Annotated in this window: 17 protein-coding genes; 10 read left to right on the top strand and 7 right to left on the bottom strand. The window is 56.0% G+C overall.

All coding sequences use genetic code 11. The features are described from left to right. The first annotated feature begins 81 nt into the window (after positions 1 to 81). The 3 genes from ACOZIO_RS08485 (at position 82) to ACOZIO_RS08475 (ending at position 2,531) form a co-directional block, all read left to right on the top strand. Positions 82 to 828 carry an SDR family oxidoreductase gene (locus tag ACOZIO_RS08485; protein WP_129955080.1) on the top strand — a complete coding sequence of 249 codons (747 nt, stop codon included), beginning with the start codon at positions 82 to 84 and terminating at the stop codon, positions 826 to 828. A 120-nt stretch (positions 829 to 948) separates the two neighbouring features. After that, complete coding sequence (locus ACOZIO_RS08480) at positions 949 to 1,182, top strand: DUF333 domain-containing protein (protein WP_217220923.1); 234 nt, start codon at positions 949 to 951, stop codon at positions 1,180 to 1,182. A gap of 191 nt (positions 1,183 to 1,373) precedes the next feature. Then, on the top strand, positions 1,374 to 2,531 hold the full coding sequence (locus tag ACOZIO_RS08475; RefSeq protein WP_217220924.1) for a M20 aminoacylase family protein: 1,158 nt from the start codon (positions 1,374 to 1,376) through the stop codon (positions 2,529 to 2,531). 81 nt (positions 2,532 to 2,612) lie between these two features. Here the strand turns inward: ACOZIO_RS08475 and ACOZIO_RS08470 are convergent, their stop codons facing one another. Then, positions 2,613 to 4,400, bottom strand: coding sequence for a methyl-accepting chemotaxis protein (locus ACOZIO_RS08470; RefSeq protein WP_217137882.1), 1,788 nt, complete (start codon positions 4,398 to 4,400; stop codon positions 2,613 to 2,615). 136 nt (positions 4,401 to 4,536) lie between these two features. Further along, a complete protein-coding gene (locus ACOZIO_RS08465) occupies positions 4,537 to 4,842 on the bottom strand; it encodes a SelT/SelW/SelH family protein (RefSeq protein WP_129955084.1) in 306 nt (101 codons plus the stop codon). Between the two features lie 251 nt (positions 4,843 to 5,093). Here ACOZIO_RS08465 and recC point away from each other — a divergent pair, with 251 nt between their 5' ends. From recC to recD, 3 genes are read left to right on the top strand one after another with little or no spacing between them, the layout of a single operon-like run. Then, the gene (recC, locus tag ACOZIO_RS08460) at positions 5,094 to 8,555 is read left to right on the top strand and encodes an exodeoxyribonuclease V subunit gamma (protein ID WP_421595178.1); all 3,462 of its coding nucleotides are present in this window, start codon (positions 5,094 to 5,096) and stop codon (positions 8,553 to 8,555) included. After that, positions 8,552 to 12,283 carry an exodeoxyribonuclease V subunit beta gene (gene recB / locus ACOZIO_RS08455; protein WP_421595177.1) on the top strand — a complete coding sequence of 1,244 codons (3,732 nt, stop codon included), beginning with the start codon at positions 8,552 to 8,554 and terminating at the stop codon, positions 12,281 to 12,283. Before recC ends, recB begins: the two co-directional genes overlap by 4 nt. Further along, positions 12,280 to 14,334 (top strand): exodeoxyribonuclease V subunit alpha, encoded by a 2,055-nt coding sequence (gene recD / locus ACOZIO_RS08450; protein WP_129955087.1) that lies wholly within the window; start codon positions 12,280 to 12,282, stop codon positions 14,332 to 14,334. Before recB ends, recD begins: the two co-directional genes overlap by 4 nt. A 20-nt stretch (positions 14,335 to 14,354) precedes the next feature. On the opposite strand, the gene ACOZIO_RS08445 is transcribed toward recD, so the two are convergent. The 5 genes from ACOZIO_RS08445 to ACOZIO_RS08425 form a co-directional block, all read right to left on the bottom strand. Continuing rightward, a complete protein-coding gene (locus ACOZIO_RS08445) occupies positions 14,355 to 14,597 on the bottom strand; it encodes a hypothetical protein (protein WP_205951619.1) in 243 nt (80 codons plus the stop codon). Between the two features lie 123 nt (positions 14,598 to 14,720). After that, on the bottom strand, positions 14,721 to 14,828 hold the full coding sequence (gene yniD / locus ACOZIO_RS08440) for a small membrane protein YniD (protein ID WP_013574326.1): 108 nt from the start codon (positions 14,826 to 14,828) through the stop codon (positions 14,721 to 14,723). 24 nt (positions 14,829 to 14,852) lie between these two features. Then, positions 14,853 to 15,002 (bottom strand): hypothetical protein, encoded by a 150-nt coding sequence (locus ACOZIO_RS08435; RefSeq protein WP_217137925.1) that lies wholly within the window; start codon positions 15,000 to 15,002, stop codon positions 14,853 to 14,855. A gap of 97 nt (positions 15,003 to 15,099) precedes the next feature. Then, entirely contained in the window at positions 15,100 to 16,344 is a 1,245-nt protein-coding gene (locus ACOZIO_RS08430; RefSeq protein ID WP_129991671.1) for an MFS transporter, read from the bottom strand. Then, positions 16,341 to 17,492 (bottom strand): serine hydrolase domain-containing protein, encoded by a 1,152-nt coding sequence (locus ACOZIO_RS08425; protein WP_421595176.1) that lies wholly within the window; start codon positions 17,490 to 17,492, stop codon positions 16,341 to 16,343. The genes ACOZIO_RS08430 and ACOZIO_RS08425 overlap by 4 nt, the downstream gene beginning before the upstream one ends. Before the next feature lie 114 nt (positions 17,493 to 17,606). On the opposite strand from ACOZIO_RS08425, the gene ACOZIO_RS08420 reads away from it, so the two are divergent. The 4 genes from ACOZIO_RS08420 (at position 17,607) to ACOZIO_RS08405 (ending at position 21,322) form a co-directional block, all read left to right on the top strand. Then, positions 17,607 to 18,515: a LysR family transcriptional regulator gene (locus tag ACOZIO_RS08420; RefSeq protein ID WP_129955091.1), complete on the top strand. Its 909-nt coding sequence runs from the start codon at positions 17,607 to 17,609 to the stop codon at positions 18,513 to 18,515. 27 nt (positions 18,516 to 18,542) lie between these two features. Then, complete coding sequence (locus ACOZIO_RS08415; protein ID WP_217137876.1) at positions 18,543 to 19,034, top strand: GNAT family N-acetyltransferase; 492 nt, start codon at positions 18,543 to 18,545, stop codon at positions 19,032 to 19,034. Positions 19,035 to 19,148: 114 nt separating this feature from the next. After that, positions 19,149 to 19,628 (top strand): 2TM domain-containing protein, encoded by a 480-nt coding sequence (locus tag ACOZIO_RS08410; protein WP_421595175.1) that lies wholly within the window; start codon positions 19,149 to 19,151, stop codon positions 19,626 to 19,628. Positions 19,629 to 19,759: 131 nt separating this feature from the next. Further along, positions 19,760 to 21,322: a sensor domain-containing diguanylate cyclase gene (locus ACOZIO_RS08405; RefSeq protein ID WP_217137875.1), complete on the top strand. Its 1,563-nt coding sequence runs from the start codon at positions 19,760 to 19,762 to the stop codon at positions 21,320 to 21,322. Positions 21,323 to 21,340 lie beyond the last annotated feature (18 nt).

The raw sequence follows: 21,340 nt of genomic DNA, 5'->3' as shown, positions 1-21,340 counted from the left end.
AAAAAGATGGATATCTGAACATAGGGATCCCGGAAAGAGTTGCCTATCTTAAAGATCTTGTCCACTGTTACGGAGTTTTCCATGTCATCACCATCAACCATTCTGATCACCGGTTGTTCTTCAGGTTTCGGCCTCGACATTGCGCGTCATTTTCTTGACAAAGGCTGGCGGGTGATCGCCACGATGCGTACACCCAAAAACGATCTGTTGCCGGGATCCGACGCATTGCGCATTCTTCCGCTTGACGTCACCGACCCCGAAAGTATCCGTCGCTGTTTTGAAGACGCCGGGCCAATAGATGCACTGGTCAATAATGCCGGTATCGGCCTGATTGGTCCGCTGGAAGGGGAAAAATTCAGCAGCGTGCGTCAGATTTTCGAAACCAACACCTTCGCCACGATTGCCATGACGCAGGCGGTATTGCCGCAGTTCAGGGCGCGCCGGTCCGGGGTGATTGTAAATGTGACGTCGAGTGTGACGCTGAAATCGCTGCCGCTGCTCTCGGTTTACACCGCCAGCAAAGCGGCGGTGAATGCTTTCACCGAATCCCTCGCACTGGAGCTGGCGCTGTTTAACATCCGCGTGCGGCTGGTTCTGCCGGGGCGTGCGCCGGGCACCCGCTTTGGCGCTAATGCCCGACATCTGATTGCCGATACCCTTCCCGAAGCCTATGAGGAATTCAGGAACACGGTCTTTTCTTCGTTGCAGGACACCAGCACGCCGGTGACTTATTCACAGGATGTCGCCGATGCGGTTTGGGCAGCGGTCACCGATCCTGATGCGCCGATGCGAATTCCAGCCGGAGCCGATGCGGTGGTCCTTTCCTAAAGTTTAACGCCTGATAAACGAAGCAAAAAGAAGGCGCTTTTTAAGAATACGGGAGTAGATAACGCCAGGCGGCGGGGAATAGAATTGCCCGTCGTTTTACTCTCATTACGAAGGCTCAGAATGAAAAAACTCTTCCTCATTGTCATGGTTTCAGCGCTGGCGGGTTGCGTGGGTTATCACCATAAAGCCGAAAGACACCAGACCGGGATGGCGAATCCTGCCGCTGTGTATTGTCATGAAAGAGGCGGGAGATCAGTGAGTGTGCAAACGCCTCACGGCGTTCGTGCAGACTGCGTATTCCCTGACGGCCGCGGTATTGATGAATGGGAGTTATACCGCCGGGATCATCAGTAAATCTGCTGTCCGCAGGCTGAAAATCAGGCTTTCCCCGCAAGAGGAAAGCCTTTTTTAATCACCCGTTATCCGTGAGCCATTATGTGTGGATTTCCCGTTTATCGGTTCACGGCGGGATGTGATACTTTGGAACAGTATCGTGCCGGTGGGAATCTCTCACCGTGTTGAATTCAGAACAGCACAGAGGGTTTATGGCGGTCATTTCCGGACAGATTATCGAGCAGGCGAAGCAGTGGCGTCGCGACTTTCACAGGCGACCTGAACTTGGCCTGAATGAGCATGGCACCGCAAAAATAATCAGCGAACTGTTATTGTCTTTTGGTCTTGACGTGCACACCGGCATTGCTGTGACTGGCATTGTTGCCACATTGCGAAATGGCGAAGGCCCCGCGATCGGTCTGCGTGCGGATATCGATGCATTACCCATTCATGAACTCAATGATTTTACTCACCGGTCACAAAACCCGGGCCTGATGCATGCCTGCGGGCACGACGGCCATACCTCCATTTTGCTGGGCACGGCAAAACATCTGAGTGAGAATCGCCATTTTCGTGGCACTGTCCATTTCATTTTTCAGCCTGCTGAGGAAAACATCGGCGGCGGTGAAATGATGGTGAAAGAAGGGCTGTTCGAGCGTTTTCCGATGCAGGCAGTTTACGCGTTGCATAACTGGCCGGGGCTGCCGGTTGGTGAGGTGGCGGTCAGTCAGGGGCCGATGATGGCGTCGCAGGACAATTTCTATATCACGCTGACCGGCAAAGGTTGTCACGCGGCGATGCCGGAACGGGGAGCTGATCCTGTGGTTGCCGGTGCGCAGCTGATTTTATCATTGCAAAGCCTGATTTCGCGCCGTTTGTCACCGCTGGAACAAACGGTAATCAGCCTGACCCAGCTTCAGGCGGGCGAAGCCATCAATGTTATTCCTGAAACGCTGCATATGTCGGGTACGCTGCGCTGCCTGAGTAGTCATACCCGTGAAACCTGCTGGCGGCTGATTGAAGAATACGTCAATGCGGTGCCGTTGCCGTATGGCGTGAAAGGGGAAGTGCGCTGGGAATTAGGCTATCCGGTTACGCAGAACCATGCGGCACAGGCGGAAATTGTGCGCGATGCGGCGAAAAACACGCCGGGCATTGAGAAAGTGCATTTCAATAATGCGCCGTCGATGGCTGCAGAGGATTTTGCTTATCTGCTGGAAGCGTGTCCCGGCGCCTATTTCTGGCTGGGGGCCGATGGCGCCACGCCTTCGGACTCGCTGCATAGCCCGCGCTATGACTTTAATGATGACATTATTCCGCTCGGCATTGGTGTACTGACGTCACTGGTGGAACGCGAACTGAAAGCGTAATGTGGCGCACTGTCGGAAAAAACCAGACGCTTCACCGTGTCTGGTTTTTTTGTTAACGGACCAAACGGCCTGTCGGGTGAGTTACACCCGGAAGTGTCCGACTGCGACGGCCAGTCCGGTGGCTTGTTGCTGCAATGCGCCAGCCGCCCCGGTGGATTCCTGAACCATCGCCGCGTTCTGCTGCACCATGCCGTCGAGCTGGGTGATGGCACGGTTAATTTCGTGAATACTCAGCATCTGCTCTTCAGACGCATGGGTGATTTCCAGCATGACACTGCTGACGTTCGACACATTGCTGACGATTTCGCTCATGCTGTCGCTGGCGAGACGTACCTGCGCTGAGCCGGACGCCACGCTGCTGACTGTCGATTCGATAAGCACTTTGATCTCTTTCGCCGCCTGCGCGCTGCGCTGTGCGAGGCTGCGGACTTCGCTGGCGACCACCGCAAAACCGCGTCCCTGTTCACCTGCGCGAGCGGCCTCGACGGCGGCGTTCAGCGCCAGAATGTTGGTCTGGAAAGCAATACCGTCGATCACACCGGTAATATCCCCGATTTTTGACGAAGCGCTTTCGATGCTTTCCATCGTTGTTATCACTTTGGTCACCACTTCGTCACCGCGTGTGGCTGCTTCGGAAGCGGCTTTCGCAGTATCGGATGCCTGCTTAGCTGAGCTGGCTGACTGAGAAACCGTCGCCGTGATCTGCTCAAGTGAGGCAGCCGTTTGTTGCAGACTGGCCGCGGCAGATTCCGTACGGCCGGACAGATCGTTATTCCCGGCGGCGATTTCATCGGCAGCGATTTTAACGGATTCACTGGTGGTGCGGATTTCCGACATCACCTTACTGAGTTTATCGACGAAAGTGTTGAAGGCATGCGCGATTTGCGTCACTTCATCATGTCCGTCAACCGGCAGGCGCTGCGTCAGATCATCCTCGCCCGAACTGATCGCATTGAGCGTATCGCGCACCACCGACAGGCGGTGGAACGATTTGCTGATTATCAGCCCAATGACGGTGGCTGAAATCAGCACAATCACCAGCAGGGTAACGACCGATGAAGTCAGCAGCGATCGCATTCCGGCTGTGGACTCCTTCTTATCCTGCGCCACCAGCGTGAACCATTCCGTGCCTGCCACCGGCATTGCACGGACGCGTTTGATCGCGCCATTCAGACGAATATCCACCGGCGCATTCGCGGTAAACACATCCTGCAAATTCACCCCTTCTGCCAGTGCGGTAAACGGCTTCAGCGCCAGACTGGCGTCCGGATGGGCGATAATTACGCCGGATTTATCCACCAGCATGCCAAAACTGCCCGGCGTCGGATGAAGGGTATTAACGTTGTTAATGACGCTGTCCATCGATACATCGCCTGCCACAACCGCTTTCAGAGTGCCTGCTTCCATCACAGGTACGGCGAAAGTGACCACCAGTTTACCTGTGCCTGCGTCGATATAGGGCGGTGTGGCCACCGGATGGCCGGCGGCTTCAGCCTGCCTGTACCACGGGCGGCCGGTCGGGTCGTAATCTGCGGGCACACCGGCCGGATCGGAAAACTTCGCGGTGCGGTTTGCGTAACCGACGTACACGTTGGTAAACCCACCCGCACCGGCGATTTGTTTGAGCACCGGGATCGGATCTTCGGACATTGCGACCTGTTGCAGTGAAACGATCATCCTTGTTTTCGAACTTACCCAGTCGCGGATCCCTTGTGTCTGGCTGATGGTCAGGGCGTTCAGCGTGCTGTCTGTCGCCTGACTGTTGTACTTGTTTGCAACGGTATAACTCAGGAAGGTATTGATAATCAGTGAGCAGGCCACGATGGCGATGCAGGCCGTGATAATGCGCGAACGGATAGTCTTAAGCATGGGCGTTTCCCTGGAAGGAATCTTAAGTTTCAGGTATCGGCAAAGGGGCAAAAAACTTGACCCTCCGCCTGCCCGATCTCGCATCAATGTCCGAAGTCAGGATGAATATCCTGCCTTTTTGGCGTTTAGCGCAGCATTACGCCTCACCGTCCCCGCCGGCTTTCTTCTTATCTGCATGTCCCAGTGAACGTTCCGGGAAACAGATATCGCGTACACGCTGTTTGAGCGGTGCGGCGTCCGGAAAACCACCGTCGCGTTTGCGTTCCCAGATGACTTCGTCATCGACTTTAATCTCGTAAATGCCGCCCGTGCCGGGGATCAGCGTCACCGATGCCAGATCGGTACTGAACGAGTTGAGCAATTCCTGCGCCATCCATGCGGCGCGCAGCAGCCAGTTGCATTGTGAGCAGTAAGTGATGGTGATGGCAGGAAGTTTTTCCATGATATGAACCTCTTAACGCAGCTTTATCGAATTTTTAGAAAGCAGATAAAACCCAGAAAATAGCATGATGCGATGTGATTTTCTGCAACAGCAGATGTGGCCGAACGTTGTATCCGCTGATAATCCTCGTAAATCAGCAAATTAGCGTACAGGCAGAAAAAGCTTTCTGCCTGTTTTTCTTCTGTCCTTTCATTCCTTTTCAAATCCACGCAAAATCCCAATTCTGGCAGGCGATAATAAGAGATGCGGGCGTGAATTCAGGTTTGATGGTATTACATGGCAATCACTCAGAAGCACTGAGGGACGTGCTGGTCACGTGGATGGCGGCGCATCCGCTGTCGCCGCTGGAAAATGAAGTGATTCTGGTGCAGAGCAACGGCATCAATCAGTGGCTTAAACTGGCGCTGGCACGCGATGTGGCCGAGGGGGGCTGCGGGATTGCAGCGGCGCTGGATATCAGCCTTCCGGCGCGCTTTTTCTGGCAGGTGTACCGCGCGGTGCTCGGCAAAGACCAGGTGCCGGAATCGTCGCCTTTCGACCGTCCGCTGCTGACCTGGCGGCTGATCCGCTTGTTACCCGAACTGCTCACCGAACCGGTTTTTGCGCCACTGACCCGTTTTTTAAAAGATGACGGCGACATGCGTAAACTGCATCAGCTGGCGCAGCGTCTGGCGGATTTGTTTGACCAATATCAGGTTTACCGCGCCGACTGGCTGGAAGACTGGGGTAACGGGCTGGATGTTCTGCGCACCAGCCGCAAAGGCAGCGAACCTTTGCCCGAAAATCTGCTGTGGCAGCCACAGTTATGGCGCGCATTACTGGCGGATGTCCCTGAAAGCGAACGCGGCACCAGCCGTGCGGCGCTGCATCAGCGGTTCCTGCAACACGCGCAAACTATTCCTGAAGATCAGCGTCCCGACGGGTTACCTGCCCGGCTGGTGGTGTTTGGTATTTCCTCTCTGCCGCAACAATCCTTTGAAGTGCTGGCCGCCCTCGGCCGCTGGACGCATATCTTTATGTGCGTACATAACCCGTGTGAACACGACTGGAGCGATATCATCGCTGATAAAGATCTGTTACGCGCGCAAAGGCTACGTCAGCAACGCAAACCGGGAATGCCGCCGGTGATAGCCGAAGATGAACTCCATCAGCATGCACATCCGCTGCTGGCGGCGTGGGGCAAGCAGGGGCGTGATTATATCGGCCTGCTGAATGAATATGACAATCACGAATCTTATGCGTCACAGCTGGCACCGGTGATCCCGCGTATTGACCTCTTTACTTCAAACGGTACCGATACACTGTTGCATCAGTTGCAGGAGGACATTTTGCAACTGCGTCCTCTGGCCGAAACAATCAATGAATGGCCGGCCGTTGATGTTCAGCATGACGATTCCCTGCGTTTCTTTATTACCCACAGTGCTCAGCGCGAAGTGGAAGTGCTGCATGACCGGTTGCTGGCGGCACTGGCTGCTGACCCGACGCTGAAAGCGCGCGACATTATTGTGATGGTCCCTGATATCAACGGTTATGCGCCGCACATTCAGGCGGTATTTGGCCTGACGGAGCGCAGTGATCCGCGCTATATCCCGTTCACTGTGGCCGATCAGGGGCCGCGTCAGAACACCCCGTTACTCGGTGCGCTGGAAAGCTTGCTGGCGCTGCCGCAGTCGCGTTTTGCAGTCAGCGATTTGCTGGATTTACTTGACGTACCGTCGGTGCGTCAGCGCTTCGGGATTGAAGAACAACAACTGCCTCTGCTGCACCGCTGGCTCAGAGCCGCCAATGTACGCTGGGGGCTGCATGCTGAACAGCGTCAGAGCCTTGAGCTGCCGTTATCGCCGGAACAAAACAGCTGGTTCTTTGGCCTGCAACGCATGCTGCTGGGTTACGCCGTAGGCAGCGGCGATGCCTGGAAAAATATCGAACCACTCGATGAAATCGGCGGGCTGGATGCGGCGCTGATTGGCCCGCTGTCACATCTGCTGAACTGCCTCGATGACACCTGGCGTCAGTTACGTGAACCCGCAGCACCGCAGGTGTGGGGCGAGCGGCTGCGAACCCTCCTTTCCCGGTATTTTGCCGAAGATGACGGCGAAGACGGTTTTATTTTAGTGCGTCTTGTCGGCGAACTGGAACTTTGGCTCGAAGCCTGTGAAAGCGTAGATTTACAGGCCGAACTGCCGCTTTCTGTGGTACGTGATCACTGGCTGGCGCAGATTGACCAGTCGGGGCTGACCCGGCCGTTTTTCGGCGGCGCGGTGACGTTCGCCACGCTGATGCCGATGCGTGCCATTCCTTTCCGCCACGTGTACCTGCTGGGTATGAACGACGGCGATTATCCGCGTAACCGCGTGCCGATGGATTTCGACCTGATGGGGCGGGATTACCGCCCGGGCGACCGTTCACGTCGCGAAGACGACCGGTATTTGTTCCTCGAAGCGCTGCTTTCTGCGCGTGAGCGCTTACACATCAGCTGGGTTGGCCGCAGCATTCATGACAATACCGAACGCCCGCCATCCGTGCTGGTGGCCCAGTTGCGCGACCATCTGGCGGCAGGCTGGGAAGCAGACAATGGCGAAAAATTATTGCCTGCGCTGACCACCGAACATCGTCTGCAACCGTTCAGCCGCGACTACTTCTGTCAGGGCAGTCCGCTGTTCAGCTATGCGCATGAATGGCGCGCGGGGCTGGAAGCTGAAGCCGCCGCCGTGGCGACACAACCGCTGCAACCGGTAGCGCAGGAAGGCGCACTGACGCTGCGTCAGCTGTCAGATTTCCTGTCAGATCCGGTGCGCAGTTTCTTCCGCCAGCGGCTGAACATCTGGTTTGAGCTCGAAGATCCGGGCAGTGAGGATCAGGAGCCGTTCGACATCAATGCGCTGGTAAACTGGCGGTTGCAGGACGAGCTGATCCGTGCGCAAAAACGGGCGCTGGAAGCGGGCGTTTCGCGTCAGGATGTGTTGCGCCAGCAACTCGAACGCATTGAGCGACGCGGTGAGCTGGCACCGGGCGAATTTGCCGTCGTACTGAGTGAAGATCTCGCTGAGCCGATGGACACCTTATTCGCCAGTTATCAGCAGGTCCTCGATGCATGGCCGCAGCCGCTGGTGAATGAGGCGCTGGAATGGCATGCGGGCGAGGTCAGTTTCTCCGACTGGCTGGTGGATTTACGCGCCAGCCCGCAGGGTGACCGTGCGCGCGTGGTGCTGGAAAGCATCGGCATCATGACCAAAGAACGCAGCTACCGTTTCGACCGGCTGCTGCCGTATTGGGTCGCGCATCTCGCCGGTCACCTTGGCGGCAAGCCTATGCACACCGTCATTATCAGCAAGAATGGCACGGCTGAACTGCCGCCGCTGGAAATTGCACAGGCGCGTGCCCTGTGGGACACACTGATCGAAACCTGGAAGGCGGGGCAGTTGCGTCCGTTGCCGCTGGCGGTGAAAACTGCATTTGTCTGGCTGAAAAAAGAAGGGACAGAAAACAGCCCACCGGACAGCGACGCCTGGATTTCAGCCCGTGACAGTTATGAAAATCACGATCCGGCAAACATGAAATTCGGTGAGCGCGACAGTAATCGCTATCTGGCCCGCGCCTGGCCGGATTTCAGCGCACTCTGGTCTGACGGTGAATTTGCCCGCCTCGCGCAGACGCTGCTGGCGCCGCTGAGAAATCATCTTTCCCGCAGTAAAAAAGGAACGAAGGAATGATGGAACAATGTTTAACATCAGCATCAGCGGTGCCTTCTGTGGTGCCATCAGCGCTGAATGTGCTCAATTTTCCGCTGACGGGCAGTCGTCTGATTGAAGCCAGTGCCGGGACGGGGAAAACCTTCACCATCGCGGCGCTTTACGTACGGCTGGTACTCGGCCATGGCGGCAACAATGCCTTCGGCCGCCCGCTGACGCCGCCGGAAATTCTGGTCGTAACCTTTACCGATGCGGCCACTAAAGAGCTGCGGGATCGTATCCGCGAACGTCTTTCTACTGCGGCGATGTGTTTCTTAACCGATCCGCTGGCACCGTCTGCCTGCGACGAATTTTTGCAAACTTTGCGCGCGGAGTATCCGCCGGAGCAATGGCCTGGCTGCGCCCGTAAGCTGCAACTGGCGGCAGAATGGATGGATGAATCGGCCGTTTCGACCATTCACGGCTGGTGTAACCGTATGCTTGGCGAACACGCGTTCGACAGCGACAGCCTGTTCACCCAGACACTGGAAACCGATCAAACCGAACTGCTGATGAATGTGGTGCGTGATTACTGGCGCAGTTTTTATTTCTCCCTTGGCGGACAGGAAATCCGTACGCTGCGCGGATGGTGGCGTTCGCCTGAAGATCTGCACCGCAGCGTGATGCCGCTGCTGGAATATGCCGCAGAACTGGGCTCAGATCAGACGCCCGCCGATGTGTGCGAAACGGTGAATAACCAGAAAGCGGCAGAACTGGCGGCGCTCAAACAAGACTGGCCGCAATGGACTGAGGAACTCAATGTTCTCTTAGACGATGCTTCCTCTAAAAAACTTGTCAACGGAACAAAATTACGCCCCTCTTACTACGAGCCGTGGCTGCGTAAACTTCGGATCTGGGCAACCACAGATGACGTTAAACCTGATTTAGGCAAAGGCTGGGACCGTCTGACTCATGCAGGATTAAAAGATGCCTGGAAACAGGGTGAACCGCCTGTACACCCGGCGCTGACTGCGATGGAAACCCTGAAAGCCCGGCTGGAAAGCCTGCCGGATGCCCGCAGCGGGTTGCTGCAACACGCCTGCCGCTGGATCAAAAACCGCTTTGACGCCGAGCAGAAAAAGCGCGCGCAAATGGGCTTTAATGATTTACTGATCCGCCTGGATGCTGCGCTGGGCAGCGATAACGGCGAACGGCTGGCGGAGATCATCCGCACGCAATTCCCGGTGGCGATGATCGACGAATTTCAGGATACCGATCCGCTGCAATACCGTATTTTCGACGCCATTTACCGCGTGGCGGAAAACGTGCCGGAGCAGGGGCTGATCCTGATCGGCGACCCGAAACAGGCGATTTACGCTTTCCGCGGTGCCGATATTTATACCTATCTGCGTGCCCGCCGCGATACCGGTGGCCGCCACTACACGCTGGCGACCAACTTCCGTTCTACCCGCGCGATGGTGGCAGCGGTGAATCAGGTGTTTGAACTGGCCGAGAAACGTCTGGCCGGTGAAGGCGCATTCCTGTTCCGGCGTGGTATGGAGAATCAGGTGCCGTTCCTGCCGGTGGAAGCCAAAGGACGCGCTGATACGCTGGTGATTGATCATGCCGAAGCCGCTGCGCTGACGCTGTGGTATCCGGAAAACCAGCCGGAAGCATTGCCGAAAACGCAGTACGTTCAGCTGATGGCGGACGGCTGTGCGACGGAAATTGTTCGCTTACTGCAGCTTGGTCAGCAGGGCGCTGCCGGTTTTGGGATCCCCGGCGAAACGCTAAAGCCGGTGATGCCGGGCGATATTGCCGTGCTGGTGAATACCGGCCGTGAGGCGTCGGCCATGCGTGCTGCGTTGTCAAAACGTGGTGTGCGTAGCGTGTATCTGTCTGATAAAGAATCAATTTTTAAAAGCGCCCAGGCGGCTGAATTACAATACTGGCTGGCGGCCTGTGCCGCGCCGGAAAACGATCGTCTGCTGCGCGCTGCGCTCGGTACGCCTTCGCTGAACCTGAGTTGGGAAGCCCTCGACAGGCTGAACCAGGATGAAAGCGAGTGGGAACGCTACGTAAAACAGTTTCAGGATTTGCGCACCTGCTGGCGCAGGCAGGGCATTTTACCGATGCTGCGTCGCCTGATGTGGGAATTCGATGTACCGCGCCGCCTGCTCGGGCGCGGTGACGAACGTGCGCTGACCGATCTGCTGCATCTTTCCGAACTGCTGCAACAGGCCAGCGTTCAGCTCGACGGCGAGCACGCGCTGATCCGTTATCTGGCGCAACAGTGTCAGGATGAACATCAGGGGGGCGATGCGCGTAAACTGCGCCTTGAGAGTGATGCTGCTCTGGTGAAGGTGGTCACGGTGCATAAGTCCAAAGGGCTGGAATATCCGCTGGTGTTCCTGCCTTTTGCCTGCGCTTTCCGCGCAGTGAAAAAACAGGACTCACCGCTGAAATGGCATACACCGGAAGGTGAGCTGAAAGTGGGGCTCAGTGCCTCCGACGAGCAACTGGCTCTGGCCGACCGCGAACGTCTGGGGGAAGATCTGCGTAAGTTCTACGTCGCGTTGACACGTTCACGTTATGCATTGTGGTTGGGAATGGCTCCGCTGAAAGAATTTGAAAAGAGTGCACCTGGCTATCTGTTCCACGGCGGCGAGGCCATCGCTGCGGATACACTGCCTGCCAGTTTGCAGGCGCTGGAAACCGACACGATTCGCGCCTGGCCGCTGCCCGTTGCTGATAGCGCAATCTATCGTGGCGAACAGACGTTGCCTGAGCTCGGGCCTCGTCCGCCGCTGCGTACGCACAAAGCCCCCCGCTGGTGGGTGTCGAGTTTCTCCGGTCTGCAAATCGCCCCGGCGGGTACGTATATCCTGCCGGAAACGCTCCTCCGCGAGTCTCTGAACCGCGAACTCCCTGGTGAAATCGAAAGCGCGGCGCAGGACAGTTATTTAGAAGATCAAAAAGTGTTTGTGGAAGAAAAAGAGCCGGTGGCGGCTCTGTTGCAACCAATGACCGGTGAAAATTTGTATGCGTTCCCGCGCGGTCCTGCGCCGGGAAACTTTCTGCACGGTTTGCTGGAATGGGCGGGTGACGAAGGATTTGCGGCGCTGGCGGCCGATCCGGCGAAAATCGCCGATCAGATCGCCCGGCGTTGTAACCGGTGGGGCTGGGAAAAGTGGATTGTGCCGCTGACCGGCTGGCTGACAGCACTACTGACGCAGCCGCTAGGCCTGCCGGACGGCGAAGCCTTCATGCTGGCGGAACTGCCACCTTATCAGGTCGAAATGGAATTCTGGTTTTCACTCAAACAGGTGCCGACCCGTCGTCTCGACATGCTGGTTCAGCAATACACGCTGGAAGGCGCGGAGCGCGCGCCGCTGCTACCGGAAGATCTCAACGGCATGCTGAAAGGTTTTATCGATCTGGTGTTTGAACATAACGGGCGTTATTACGTGCTGGATTACAAATCCAACTGGCTTGGTGATGATGCCAGCGGTTATGACCAAAAGAATATGATGCAGTCGATGCTTGATCATCGCTACGATTTACAGTTCACGCTGTATCTGTTCGCGCTGCATCGCCTGCTGAAATCCCGCCTGCCGGATTATGACTACGACCGACACATCGGCGGCGCGGTCTATCTCTTTCTGCGCGGCAGCCATGCGCCGGGCAACGGCATCTGCGTTCAGCGGCCGGATAAAGCCCTGATTGAACAACTGGACGTTCTGTTCAGCGGCAGTGAGGAACGCGTATGAAAATCAACAGCCGTGAGGACATTGAGTCTCTGCTGGCGAGCTGGGTGGAATGTGGCTGGTTGCGCGAACTGGATCGTGCGCTGGCAACGTTTCTGGCGAAAGCAACGCCGGATGCCCACCCGTTGTTATTACTGGCTACCGCGCTGACCAGTTATCAGCTCGGGCGGGGACATGTGTGTCTGGATTTACAGGCCACACTTGATGACTGCGCCTTTTCTCTTTCGCTGCCGCCGGAGGGCGATCATGCTGACGGTGCGGTGATCCGCCCGGCTGCGGTGCTGGATAATCTGAGTTTGCAGGAATGGCTGGCGGCGCTGGCTCACCCGACGCTGGTCGGGCACGGAGAAGGATGTTCGCCGCTGGTGCTTACCGGCCAGCGCCTGTATTTGCGCCGTTACTGGCAGTACGAACAGAACGTGCGGGCGGCAATTGAACAACGTCTGGCACGCAGCGTGCTGCATACGCTCCCGGTGGCGTCGCTGCGTGCACCGCTCACTGCGTTGTTCCCGGCAGAGGGGCAATCCGCTCACACGAACTGGCAGAAACTGGCCTGCGCGCTGGCGGCGGGCAGTGCGTTCAGCATTATTACCGGCGGACCGGGCACCGGTAAAACCACCACGGTGGTGCGACTGCTGGCGTTATTACAGACGCTGGCGCTGGAGGAAAGCAATCAGCCGCTGCGTATCAGGCTGGCCGCGCCGACCGGCAAGGCGGCAGCCCGGCTCAATGAATCCATTGCCGGTGCGGTCTCAAAGCTGGATCTCAGCGCCCTTAGCAACGGCAATGCGGTGCGCGAAAGTATCAACACCGATGTGGTGACGCTGCACCGTCTGCTCGGCAGCCGCCCGGATACGCGGCATTTCCGCCATCACCCGGGCAATCCGCTGATGCTGGATGTGCTGGTCGTCGATGAGGCATCAATGGTCGATCTGGAGATGATGGCCGTATTGCTGGCGGCATTACCGGAACAGGCGCGTCTGATCCTGCTTGGTGATAAAGATCAGCTGGCGTCGGTGGAAGCGGGTGCCTTGCTGAGTGAGTTATGTCAGCGCGCCAGCAGCGGCCATTATCTGCCGCAAACCCGCGACTGGCTGCAAAGTGTGACCGGCGAACAGATCCCTGATGCGCTGGTTGATCCCCAAGGTACGGCGATGGATCAGGCGGTAGTGATGCTGCGACACAGTTACCGGTTTGATGCACAAAGCGGGATCGGTCAGCTGGCGGAAGCGGTAAATGACGGCGATGTGAAAGCGCTGAAACAGGTCTGGCAACACGGATACGCTGATCTGGCACAACTGACATTAAGCGCAGATGATGACGCCGGACTGCGTGACTGGGTGGTGAAAGGTGGTGCGAAACATTTCCCGGCATCGGCAACACGCGAGGGCGCGGAATCCCCGGCTGGCTATCAACATTACCTCAACGTAATGATCAGGGAACGGCCGGCAGACGATGAACCGCCGGAAGCGTTCAACCGGTGGGCGACCCGCGTACTTCTTGCTTACAGCCAGTTCCAGCTGCTGTGCGCCTTACGTGGCGGACGCTGGGGCGTGGAAGGGCTGAATCAGCGTATCGCTGACATCCTGCGAAAAGAAGGGTTACTTAAGGCCTCGCTCGGCTGGTATCCGGGGCGTCCGGTACTGGTGACCCGCAATGATTACAGTCAGCGCCTGATGAACGGCGATATCGGCATTACGCTGGAGATCCCGCAGCGTCTTACCGATGGTACTGTAGTGCCCACCCTGCGTGTGGCATTTCCGGCCGGAGACGGCACGCAGGATATCCGCTGGGTGATGCCGGGGCGTTTGCAGGCGGTGGAAACGGTATTTGCCATGACGGTGCACAAATCGCAGGGATCTGAATTTACCCATACCGCGCTGCTGTTGCCGGAGAATCTCAGCCCGATCCTGACGCGCGAGCTGATTTATACCGGCATTACCCGTGCGCGTCACTGGTTCAGTCTGGGATGTGTCGGCGGCATAAATGCTGTATTACCGGATGCGGTGAAGCGTCGGGTGTTACGTGCCAGCGGATTAATTGAAAGTGCGTAAGGCGTGTCTGAAGGCAGAAATCAGTATTCGTACGCGTGAACCCTGACGGGTTTACGCAAAGTGCGGGATTTACTGCCCGCCACTTTTGTGGCTTTGTCCGGATCGCCGGCGACAAATTCCAGCGTCGGCGAATAATAAAAAGGCAACCAGCCGCCGTAGCCATTCTCCCACTCCCAGCGAACCGGGCAGGGCCACAGAATGTCTTCATGCATGATGTAATAAGTCCATCGTCCATGTGGACGACGAGGTTTCGGTGTTTTCATAAACGGGCGAACGGGCTCTTAAAAATCACTCAGGATATTCTGGCTCGCGTTGCGGAAGGTTTCAACCCCCTGGCCGGGTTGATGCTTATTTAAGCGGTTTTAAACGGGATCCTTTGCAAAACTTTACCCCCAGATCATCGCCGCCCAGCGTAACAGCATCAGTGCGCCACAGATACACAGCAGTACCACAACCATTTTCCAGTGCTTGGTCATCATCCGTTTAGTTACCATTTCTCCTCCTGCCATCCGGGCGTTTTAGCCCGCCATGTGCTGGTTCACATAGTGAACAACATGTTCTTTCAGTTCAGGAACGGCCTGATCGGCGAGCCATTCAAACACCATCAGCAGCAGGGCCGCCGCAGCAATAACGGACAAAAGTATAAGGGTTTTGTGACGTGCTTCCATGATTCTCATTGGTTCTGAATTGCCTGTTTTTTACTCTATCAGAATAAGCCGCACCCTGCGCGGCTTCGATGTTCCGGTTCCGGAAAAATTTAATAAATTATACCTTTTCGCCGGTTCCGAAACTTTGATCCTGTTTCTGCTCTTCAGGGATGAGTACTGTCTCTGCATGACGTGCTCCGGGGCGGAAACCGTTCTTTCGGGCGCAGATGGCAATCATCAGCCCGGCGACGATCAGCAACTGCATGGCCCACGGAAAAACAGTAATGCCTGCGGTTTCCAGCACAATGCCTCCGGTTAACCCGCCACCGGCAATCGCCAGATTCCACGCTACCACCACCATCGATTGCGCCATGTCGGCATGCTCGCCGGTGGCGTCAGCAATTGCCGTTTGCAGCAAAGTGGCGGCGCCGCCAAAAGTCAGCCCCCATAGCGCGACACACACCGCTACCGTCAGCGGAGAAGAGGGGTTCAGCGCCAGTATCAGGGAAAGCAGGGCAAACATAAACAGGCTGGTCAGCAGGGTGCGCCGCAAATGCTTATCCACCAGCATGCCGGTAATGCCAATGCCTGCCAGCGCACCGAGGCCGAAAACCAGCAATATCTGATCGGCACTGGCGTCGAGCCCGGACAGGCGCAGGAATGGCACGATGTAGGTATAAAGCAGATTATGTGCCAGCATCCACAGCAGGATCACCATCAGAATACTGCGTACGCCGGGCAACATCAGCACCTGCCTCAAAGGCTGGCGCTCACCGGCGGACTGGCCAGGATAGTCCGGCACTTTCCGCACCACCCAGACAATCAGCAGCACCGTAATAACAGACATTACGCCGAACGCCATCCGCCATCCGAGTGCGGAACCCATCCAGGTGCCCAGCGGGACGCCGACAGACAGCGCCAGCGGTGTGCCGACCATCGCCACTGATAATGCGCGCCCTTGCTGATGTACCGGCACCATCCGCCGTGCATAACCGGCCAGTAATCCCCACGCCAGCCCGGCTGACGCACCGGCTACCCAGCGGGCGAAGAGCGTCAGGAAATAATTCGTTGAAAACGTGGTGAGGGTATTAAAAATCAGAAAGCCAAAGATTGCCGTCAGCAACGCCGTGCGGCGGTTCCAGCCCCGTGTCAGAGCCGCCAGCGGGATGACGGCCATCAGCGAACCGGCGGCATACAGCGTCACCAGTTGCCCGGCCATCGCCTGTGAAATATCGAGACTGGCCGCGATCTGAGGCAACAGTCCGGCGGGAAGGGTTTCCGTCATGATGGCGATAAAACCGGTCAGCGCCATCGCCAGTAAAGCCGAAAGCGGCAGAGGGGATTTCAATACAGGGGAATTCATGATTGAACTCCATACACAGCATCGCGCAGTTGTGTAACGAACGGGCCTGACATGCCCTCATACAGAGTATTGGTGAAGGCGACGACGCTCAGTCCGGCGTTACGGTCAACGAACCAGGAATGGCCGTAAGCCCCGCCCCAGCGCCATGTGCCGGCCGACTCCGGTGAAGCGGCGGCCTGCGGATCCCGTAATACCGAAAAACCTAATCCAAAGCCCAGTCCCGGCGATTCCGGCAGTTCGGCACCACGGGTCTGATCCCGTCCCATTTCATCGACCAGCGCCGCTGAGACTAACGGAGCGCCGCCGCAACGCAGCATTTCCAGCATTTTCAGTACGTCAGTCGCGCTGCTGACCATACCCGCGCCGCCGGAAGGATAAGCCTGAGCGTTGAGTGCGCGTAAGGGAGAATATTCAATCCCCACGGTATTGTCGAAAGCGGCGACCTTTTCTCCTTCGCACAGCCGGTGGGGTTGCGGCACATCACTGACATACGCCGTAGCCAGCCGCGCCGGGTCACGGGCGACAAAACCGGTGTCATGCATGTTCAGCGGGCCGGTCAGTTGCATTTCTACCACTTCAGGGAGAGGCCGTTTGCCTACCTGTTCCAGCACTGCGCCCAATACATCGACGGCCAGCGAATATCCCCATGACGTGCCCGGTGTATACAACAAAGGCACGCCCGATAAACGCCGCAGATTTTCCGCCAGCGAAATACCGCTGCTGTCCATTCCGTCAGAAACGCCTGCATGTGCATAAGGGCCATTTTCGTCCGGCTCAAAAAAGCGGTAACTCAGCCCGGCGGTATGACTTAATAACTGCCGTACTGTAATGCGTGCCGGTTGTCCGTCTGGCAGGACAGGGCGAAACTGTGGCAACACGGTTTCAATATTGTCATCCAGCGCCAGCTTTCCCTGAGTGATCAGCGTCATTGCTGCGGTCGTCACAATGGGCTTGCTGACCGATGCCAGGCGAAAAAGCGTGTTTTCAGTCATTGGTTGGCGGCTTTCCCGGTCGGCAAAACCGGCAGCCTGGTGATAAACAATCTCACCGTGAAGGGCGACCAGGGCAACGGCACCGACCAGTCTTTGTGAGTCAATGGCTTGTGCGATAACGCAATCAAGCCGGGATTTCAGTGAAGAGGAATTCATGAGATATCTCAGTTTCAGAAAGTGTTAAATCACGATAGAGATCTCCTCAGTGCGGAAAAAGTAGGGTAGATTTCCATAATATACGGACGCTGATGTCCGGAATCGGGAGCGACAATGGAAAATCTCAGTAGCCTGAATGTGTTCGTCCATGTGGCAGAAACCCGAAGCTTTGTCGCGGCAGGGCGGATTTTGGGCGTGTCGGCGTCGGCGGTGGGCAAAAGTATTGCGCGCATGGAAAACAAGTTGAATGTGCGGCTGTTTCACCGCAGTACCCGCAGCGTGGCGCTGACCGCCGAAGGGACGCTGTTTCTCGAACGCTGCCGCAGGATTGTGGCGGAACTTGAAGCCGCGCAAAGCGAGCTGTCGCAACTGGCGGAATGCCCGCGTGGCAGGTTGCGGCTGAGTTTGCCGCAGGTCAGCACATTACTTTTGCCGGTGCTGGGGGAGTTTATGCGCCGTTATCCCGATATCGAACTGGATCTGGATTTCACCGATCGGATTGTTGATGTGGTGGAAGAGGGGTTTGACGCTGTGGTGCGCACCGGCCAGCTGGCTGACTCCCGATTGTCGATGCGTAAGCTGGGCACTTTCCATCATTTACTGGTCGGTGCGCCTGCCTATTTTGAACAGCACGGTACGCCTGCGAAGCCCCAGGAACTGGTTGATCACTGTTGTCTGCATTTTCGTTTTCCCAACAGCGGCAAGCTTGAGATATGGCCGCTGCCGGAATATCAGGATTTGGCGCTACCGGTATCAATGGTTTGTAATAATATTGAAACCCGCCAATGCTTTGCGCTGCAGGGGCTGGGCATCGCTTGTCTGCCTGATTTCAGTATTCGCAAAGAGCTGGCGCGCGGGCAACTGGTGACCGTGCTGGATGATTACGTGAAGCGCAGCGGTGACTTTTATATTTTATGGCCGTCCGGCGGTTATATGACACCGAAGTTACGGGTGCTGATTGATTTTCTCAGCGAACGGGTTTTCCCTGAAAAGCCTGAGCTGGCGCTGCGATGTCCTAATTAAACCTATCTTTAACTGAGGGAGTGTGTGATGAGTCATTCTGTCTTAATTGAACGTTTTTGTGCCGACGATCAGCGCGGTGTGGTTGAAGTGATCCTCCCGATCCAGAATCACGAATTTGGTATTGCCATCACCGAAGCGCAGCAGCCTGATCTGCATGATATCCCGCAATTTTATCAGTGCGGCACCGGGGATTTCTGGGTGGCACGCTATGAAGGGAAAGTCGTGGGCACGCTGGGGCTGAAAGATATCGGCAACGCGCAGACGGCACTGCGCAAAATGTTTGTCAGCGCACCTTTTCGTGGCAGGGAATACGGCGTCGCCGCATTGTTACTCAACACGTTGCTGCACCATGCGCAGACGAAAAATGTGAAAGATATTTTTCTCGGCACGACAGACAAGTTTCTGGCGGCACATCGTTTTTATGAAAAAAACGGTTTTAAGGAAGTCAGGGTGCCGGATCTCCCGTCAGCTTTCCCGCTGATGGCGGTAGACAGTAAGTTTTACCGTCTAACTTTCTGATTTGTAAGGCTGTCAGGTCGCTGTCATGTCCATGTCAGGTTGCTGTCGTGTTGATTTCCAATCTTACGTTGCATGCTGATTGGGTGTTCAACATTCACTCTACAGGTAAAACTTATGCATCAGAGCAAAATCAGGCAACTTCGCATTTCCCGCGCATGGTCTCAGGAGCAACTGGCAGAACTTTCGTCACTGAGCGTGCGCACGGTACAGCGTATCGAAAATGGCGAGCAGGCCAGCCTTGAGACTCTCGGCGCTATCGCGGCAGCCTTTGATATCAAGGTGTCTGAACTGACAGAAAACGATGTGCAAACGGGCAGTTCGCCGGGGCAGGCGCTTGACGAACAGATAGAAAAAGCCAGATATCAGGTGGTGGAAGAAAGCGGTTTTTATCGTTCCGTTCTGTTGTGGGCGGTGATCAACGCAGGTTTGTTCGCGCTAAACCATTACACCTCACCGGATTCAAACTGGTTCGTCTGGCCTCTGTGTATCTGGGGTAGCATTTTATTATTACGTGGTTTACGCATCTTTGTATTTCGTGGAACGTTAGAGCGCTGGCAGAAGGCGCGTTTACAAAAATTAATACGCAAGCCCTGAGGGGAGACGTTCAGCTAAAGCGCCATGATTAGTCACAAGCAAGACCGCCCTGACTGAGACACATCAAAACCCTTGCCTGACATACTGCTATCCTCTGTAATATTCAGGGTCATTAGCTCAACGGACAGAGAATGGATCAGCAGTGGCGGTTTGCATTTAATCTTAAAAGACTGATATTGCTTCTTGCGCTGATGAGTACGCTTGTCACCTTGCTCAGCAGCTATCTGGCAATTTTCCAGGTAGAGAAGAAACTCCTCATCGAATCCTCCCTGCGGGCGAGTCAGTCGTTTGCAACCCGGCTGTCGCTGACGGCCGATTTGTTTTTCAATGCGGCACAGAAGCAGGTTACCTATAGCGCTGATTTACTCGGTGACCGGTTTAATAATGTTGATGCGCTGACCGAAGAAGCTGATCGTTTGCAGGTACAAAGTAAGCGCTTCAGTTCGGTGCTGGTGGTGGATAAAACCGGCGTTGTGCGCGCGGCTTCACGAAACTCTGCGGCGATGGTCGGTTTAACTCTGGTGTCTGAGGCCAATACCGTTGCACTGAAAACCCGCAATCCGGTGCTCAGCTCGCCCTTTCGCACCCCGCAGAACAATCACATAATTGTGCTTTCCTCCCCCATCCGTAATGCGCGAAGCGGCTATCTTGGGTATCTGGCGACTGAAATTGATCTGGGTAAAAACAGTATTGTGGATACGCTGATTAATGCCCGCAATTACCGCAAAGATGCCTACATTTATGTCATCGACCGTGAAGGTGACGTGTTGTATCGCGCCGCGTCAGGCTGGATCGAGAGTGCGCCGCAGGGGCATGTGAACAAGGCATTGCTGGGCGGCCGGGAACAGGGTTTTTTACGTATGGATAACCTGCAGGGCGAGGAATCCCTGGCCGGTTTTTCCACGATGGAAGTGGCGGGCTGGACGGTACTGGTGCTGCACCCGGCAAAAGATGATGTGGTGCTGTTATATCACGTCATGATGCAGGTTTTGTTATACACGCTGCCGATTGTCATTCTGGTGTTCATCTGCATCTGGCTGCTGACGCGCTATATTTCACGCCCGCTGCGACAGCTGGCCTCGAAAGCTGACACCATGGATTCACATGATGTTTCCGAGGAAATTCAGCAGATCAATGCCTGGTATTATGAAGCGTCGAAGCTGAAAACGGTGATGTTGCAGGGGATCAGGCTGTTGCATCAACGCATCGAACAACTGAGTGCCGAAGCCCATACTGACCCGATGACCGGGCTGCTGAACCGGCGCGGCTTTTATGAGGCCGTGGATAAACAGCTAACGGAGTCGTCGCGCATCGCGGTTATTACACTCGATATCGATCACTTCAAAAAAATAAACGATACCTGCGGGCATGATGTGGGCGATGTGGTGATCACCCAGCTGGCGCGCCATATTCTGAGTAATTCGCGGGAGGGCGATTTGTTATGCCGCATGGGGGGCGAGGAGTTTCTGTTACTGCTGCCTGATGCATCACTGACACAGGCTATTCAGCTTGCTGAACGTTTGCGTAAACAGGTTGAAGTGCAGCAGTTTGAGGGCGCCGGTCAGGTGACGATTTCACTCGGAGTAACGCTGTTTTATCCTGGCAAAGTCAATATTGACGGGGCATTGAAAACGGCAGACAAAGCGCTGTATCAGGCCAAAAATGAAGGGCGTAACCGCGTGGTAAATCTATAAGTACGACTGTACGCATCA

Origin of the sequence: Rahnella sp. PD4 (assembly GCF_049199325.1) — a bacterium.
Classification (GTDB): domain Bacteria; phylum Pseudomonadota; class Gammaproteobacteria; order Enterobacterales; family Enterobacteriaceae; genus Rahnella; species Rahnella perminowiae.
This window is presented reverse-complemented; position numbering and strand designations above follow the sequence as displayed.

Bases quoted from the DNA above. Each gene is read 5' to 3' on its own strand.
- ACOZIO_RS08435 (WP_217137925.1), bottom strand. From the start codon at position 15,002: ATGGAAGCACGTCACAAAACCCTTATACTTTTGTCCGTTATTGCTGCG.
- ACOZIO_RS08480 (WP_217220923.1), top strand. From the start codon at position 949: ATGAAAAAACTCTTCCTCATTGTCATGGTTTCAGCGCTGGCGGGTTGC.
- recD (WP_129955087.1), top strand. From the start codon at position 12,280: ATGAAAATCAACAGCCGTGAGGACATTGAGTCTCTGCTGGCGAGCTGG.
- ACOZIO_RS08425 (WP_421595176.1), bottom strand. From the start codon at position 17,492: ATGAATTCCTCTTCACTGAAATCCCGGCTTGATTGCGTTATCGCACAA.
- ACOZIO_RS08445 (WP_205951619.1), bottom strand. From the start codon at position 14,597: ATGAAAACACCGAAACCTCGTCGTCCACATGGACGATGGACTTATTAC.
- ACOZIO_RS08430 (WP_129991671.1), bottom strand. From the start codon at position 16,344: ATGAATTCCCCTGTATTGAAATCCCCTCTGCCGCTTTCGGCTTTACTG.
- ACOZIO_RS08415 (WP_217137876.1), top strand. From the start codon at position 18,543: ATGAGTCATTCTGTCTTAATTGAACGTTTTTGTGCCGACGATCAGCGC.
- ACOZIO_RS08405 (WP_217137875.1), top strand. From the start codon at position 19,760: ATGGATCAGCAGTGGCGGTTTGCATTTAATCTTAAAAGACTGATATTG.
- ACOZIO_RS08470 (WP_217137882.1), bottom strand. From the start codon at position 4,400: ATGCTTAAGACTATCCGTTCGCGCATTATCACGGCCTGCATCGCCATC.
- ACOZIO_RS08465 (WP_129955084.1), bottom strand. From the start codon at position 4,842: ATGGAAAAACTTCCTGCCATCACCATCACTTACTGCTCACAATGCAAC.
- recB (WP_421595177.1), top strand. From the start codon at position 8,552: ATGATGGAACAATGTTTAACATCAGCATCAGCGGTGCCTTCTGTGGTG.
- ACOZIO_RS08475 (WP_217220924.1), top strand. From the start codon at position 1,374: ATGGCGGTCATTTCCGGACAGATTATCGAGCAGGCGAAGCAGTGGCGT.
- ACOZIO_RS08485 (WP_129955080.1), top strand. From the start codon at position 82: ATGTCATCACCATCAACCATTCTGATCACCGGTTGTTCTTCAGGTTTC.
- ACOZIO_RS08420 (WP_129955091.1), top strand. From the start codon at position 17,607: ATGGAAAATCTCAGTAGCCTGAATGTGTTCGTCCATGTGGCAGAAACC.
- ACOZIO_RS08410 (WP_421595175.1), top strand. From the start codon at position 19,149: ATGCATCAGAGCAAAATCAGGCAACTTCGCATTTCCCGCGCATGGTCT.
- yniD (WP_013574326.1), bottom strand. From the start codon at position 14,828: ATGGTAACTAAACGGATGATGACCAAGCACTGGAAAATGGTTGTGGTA.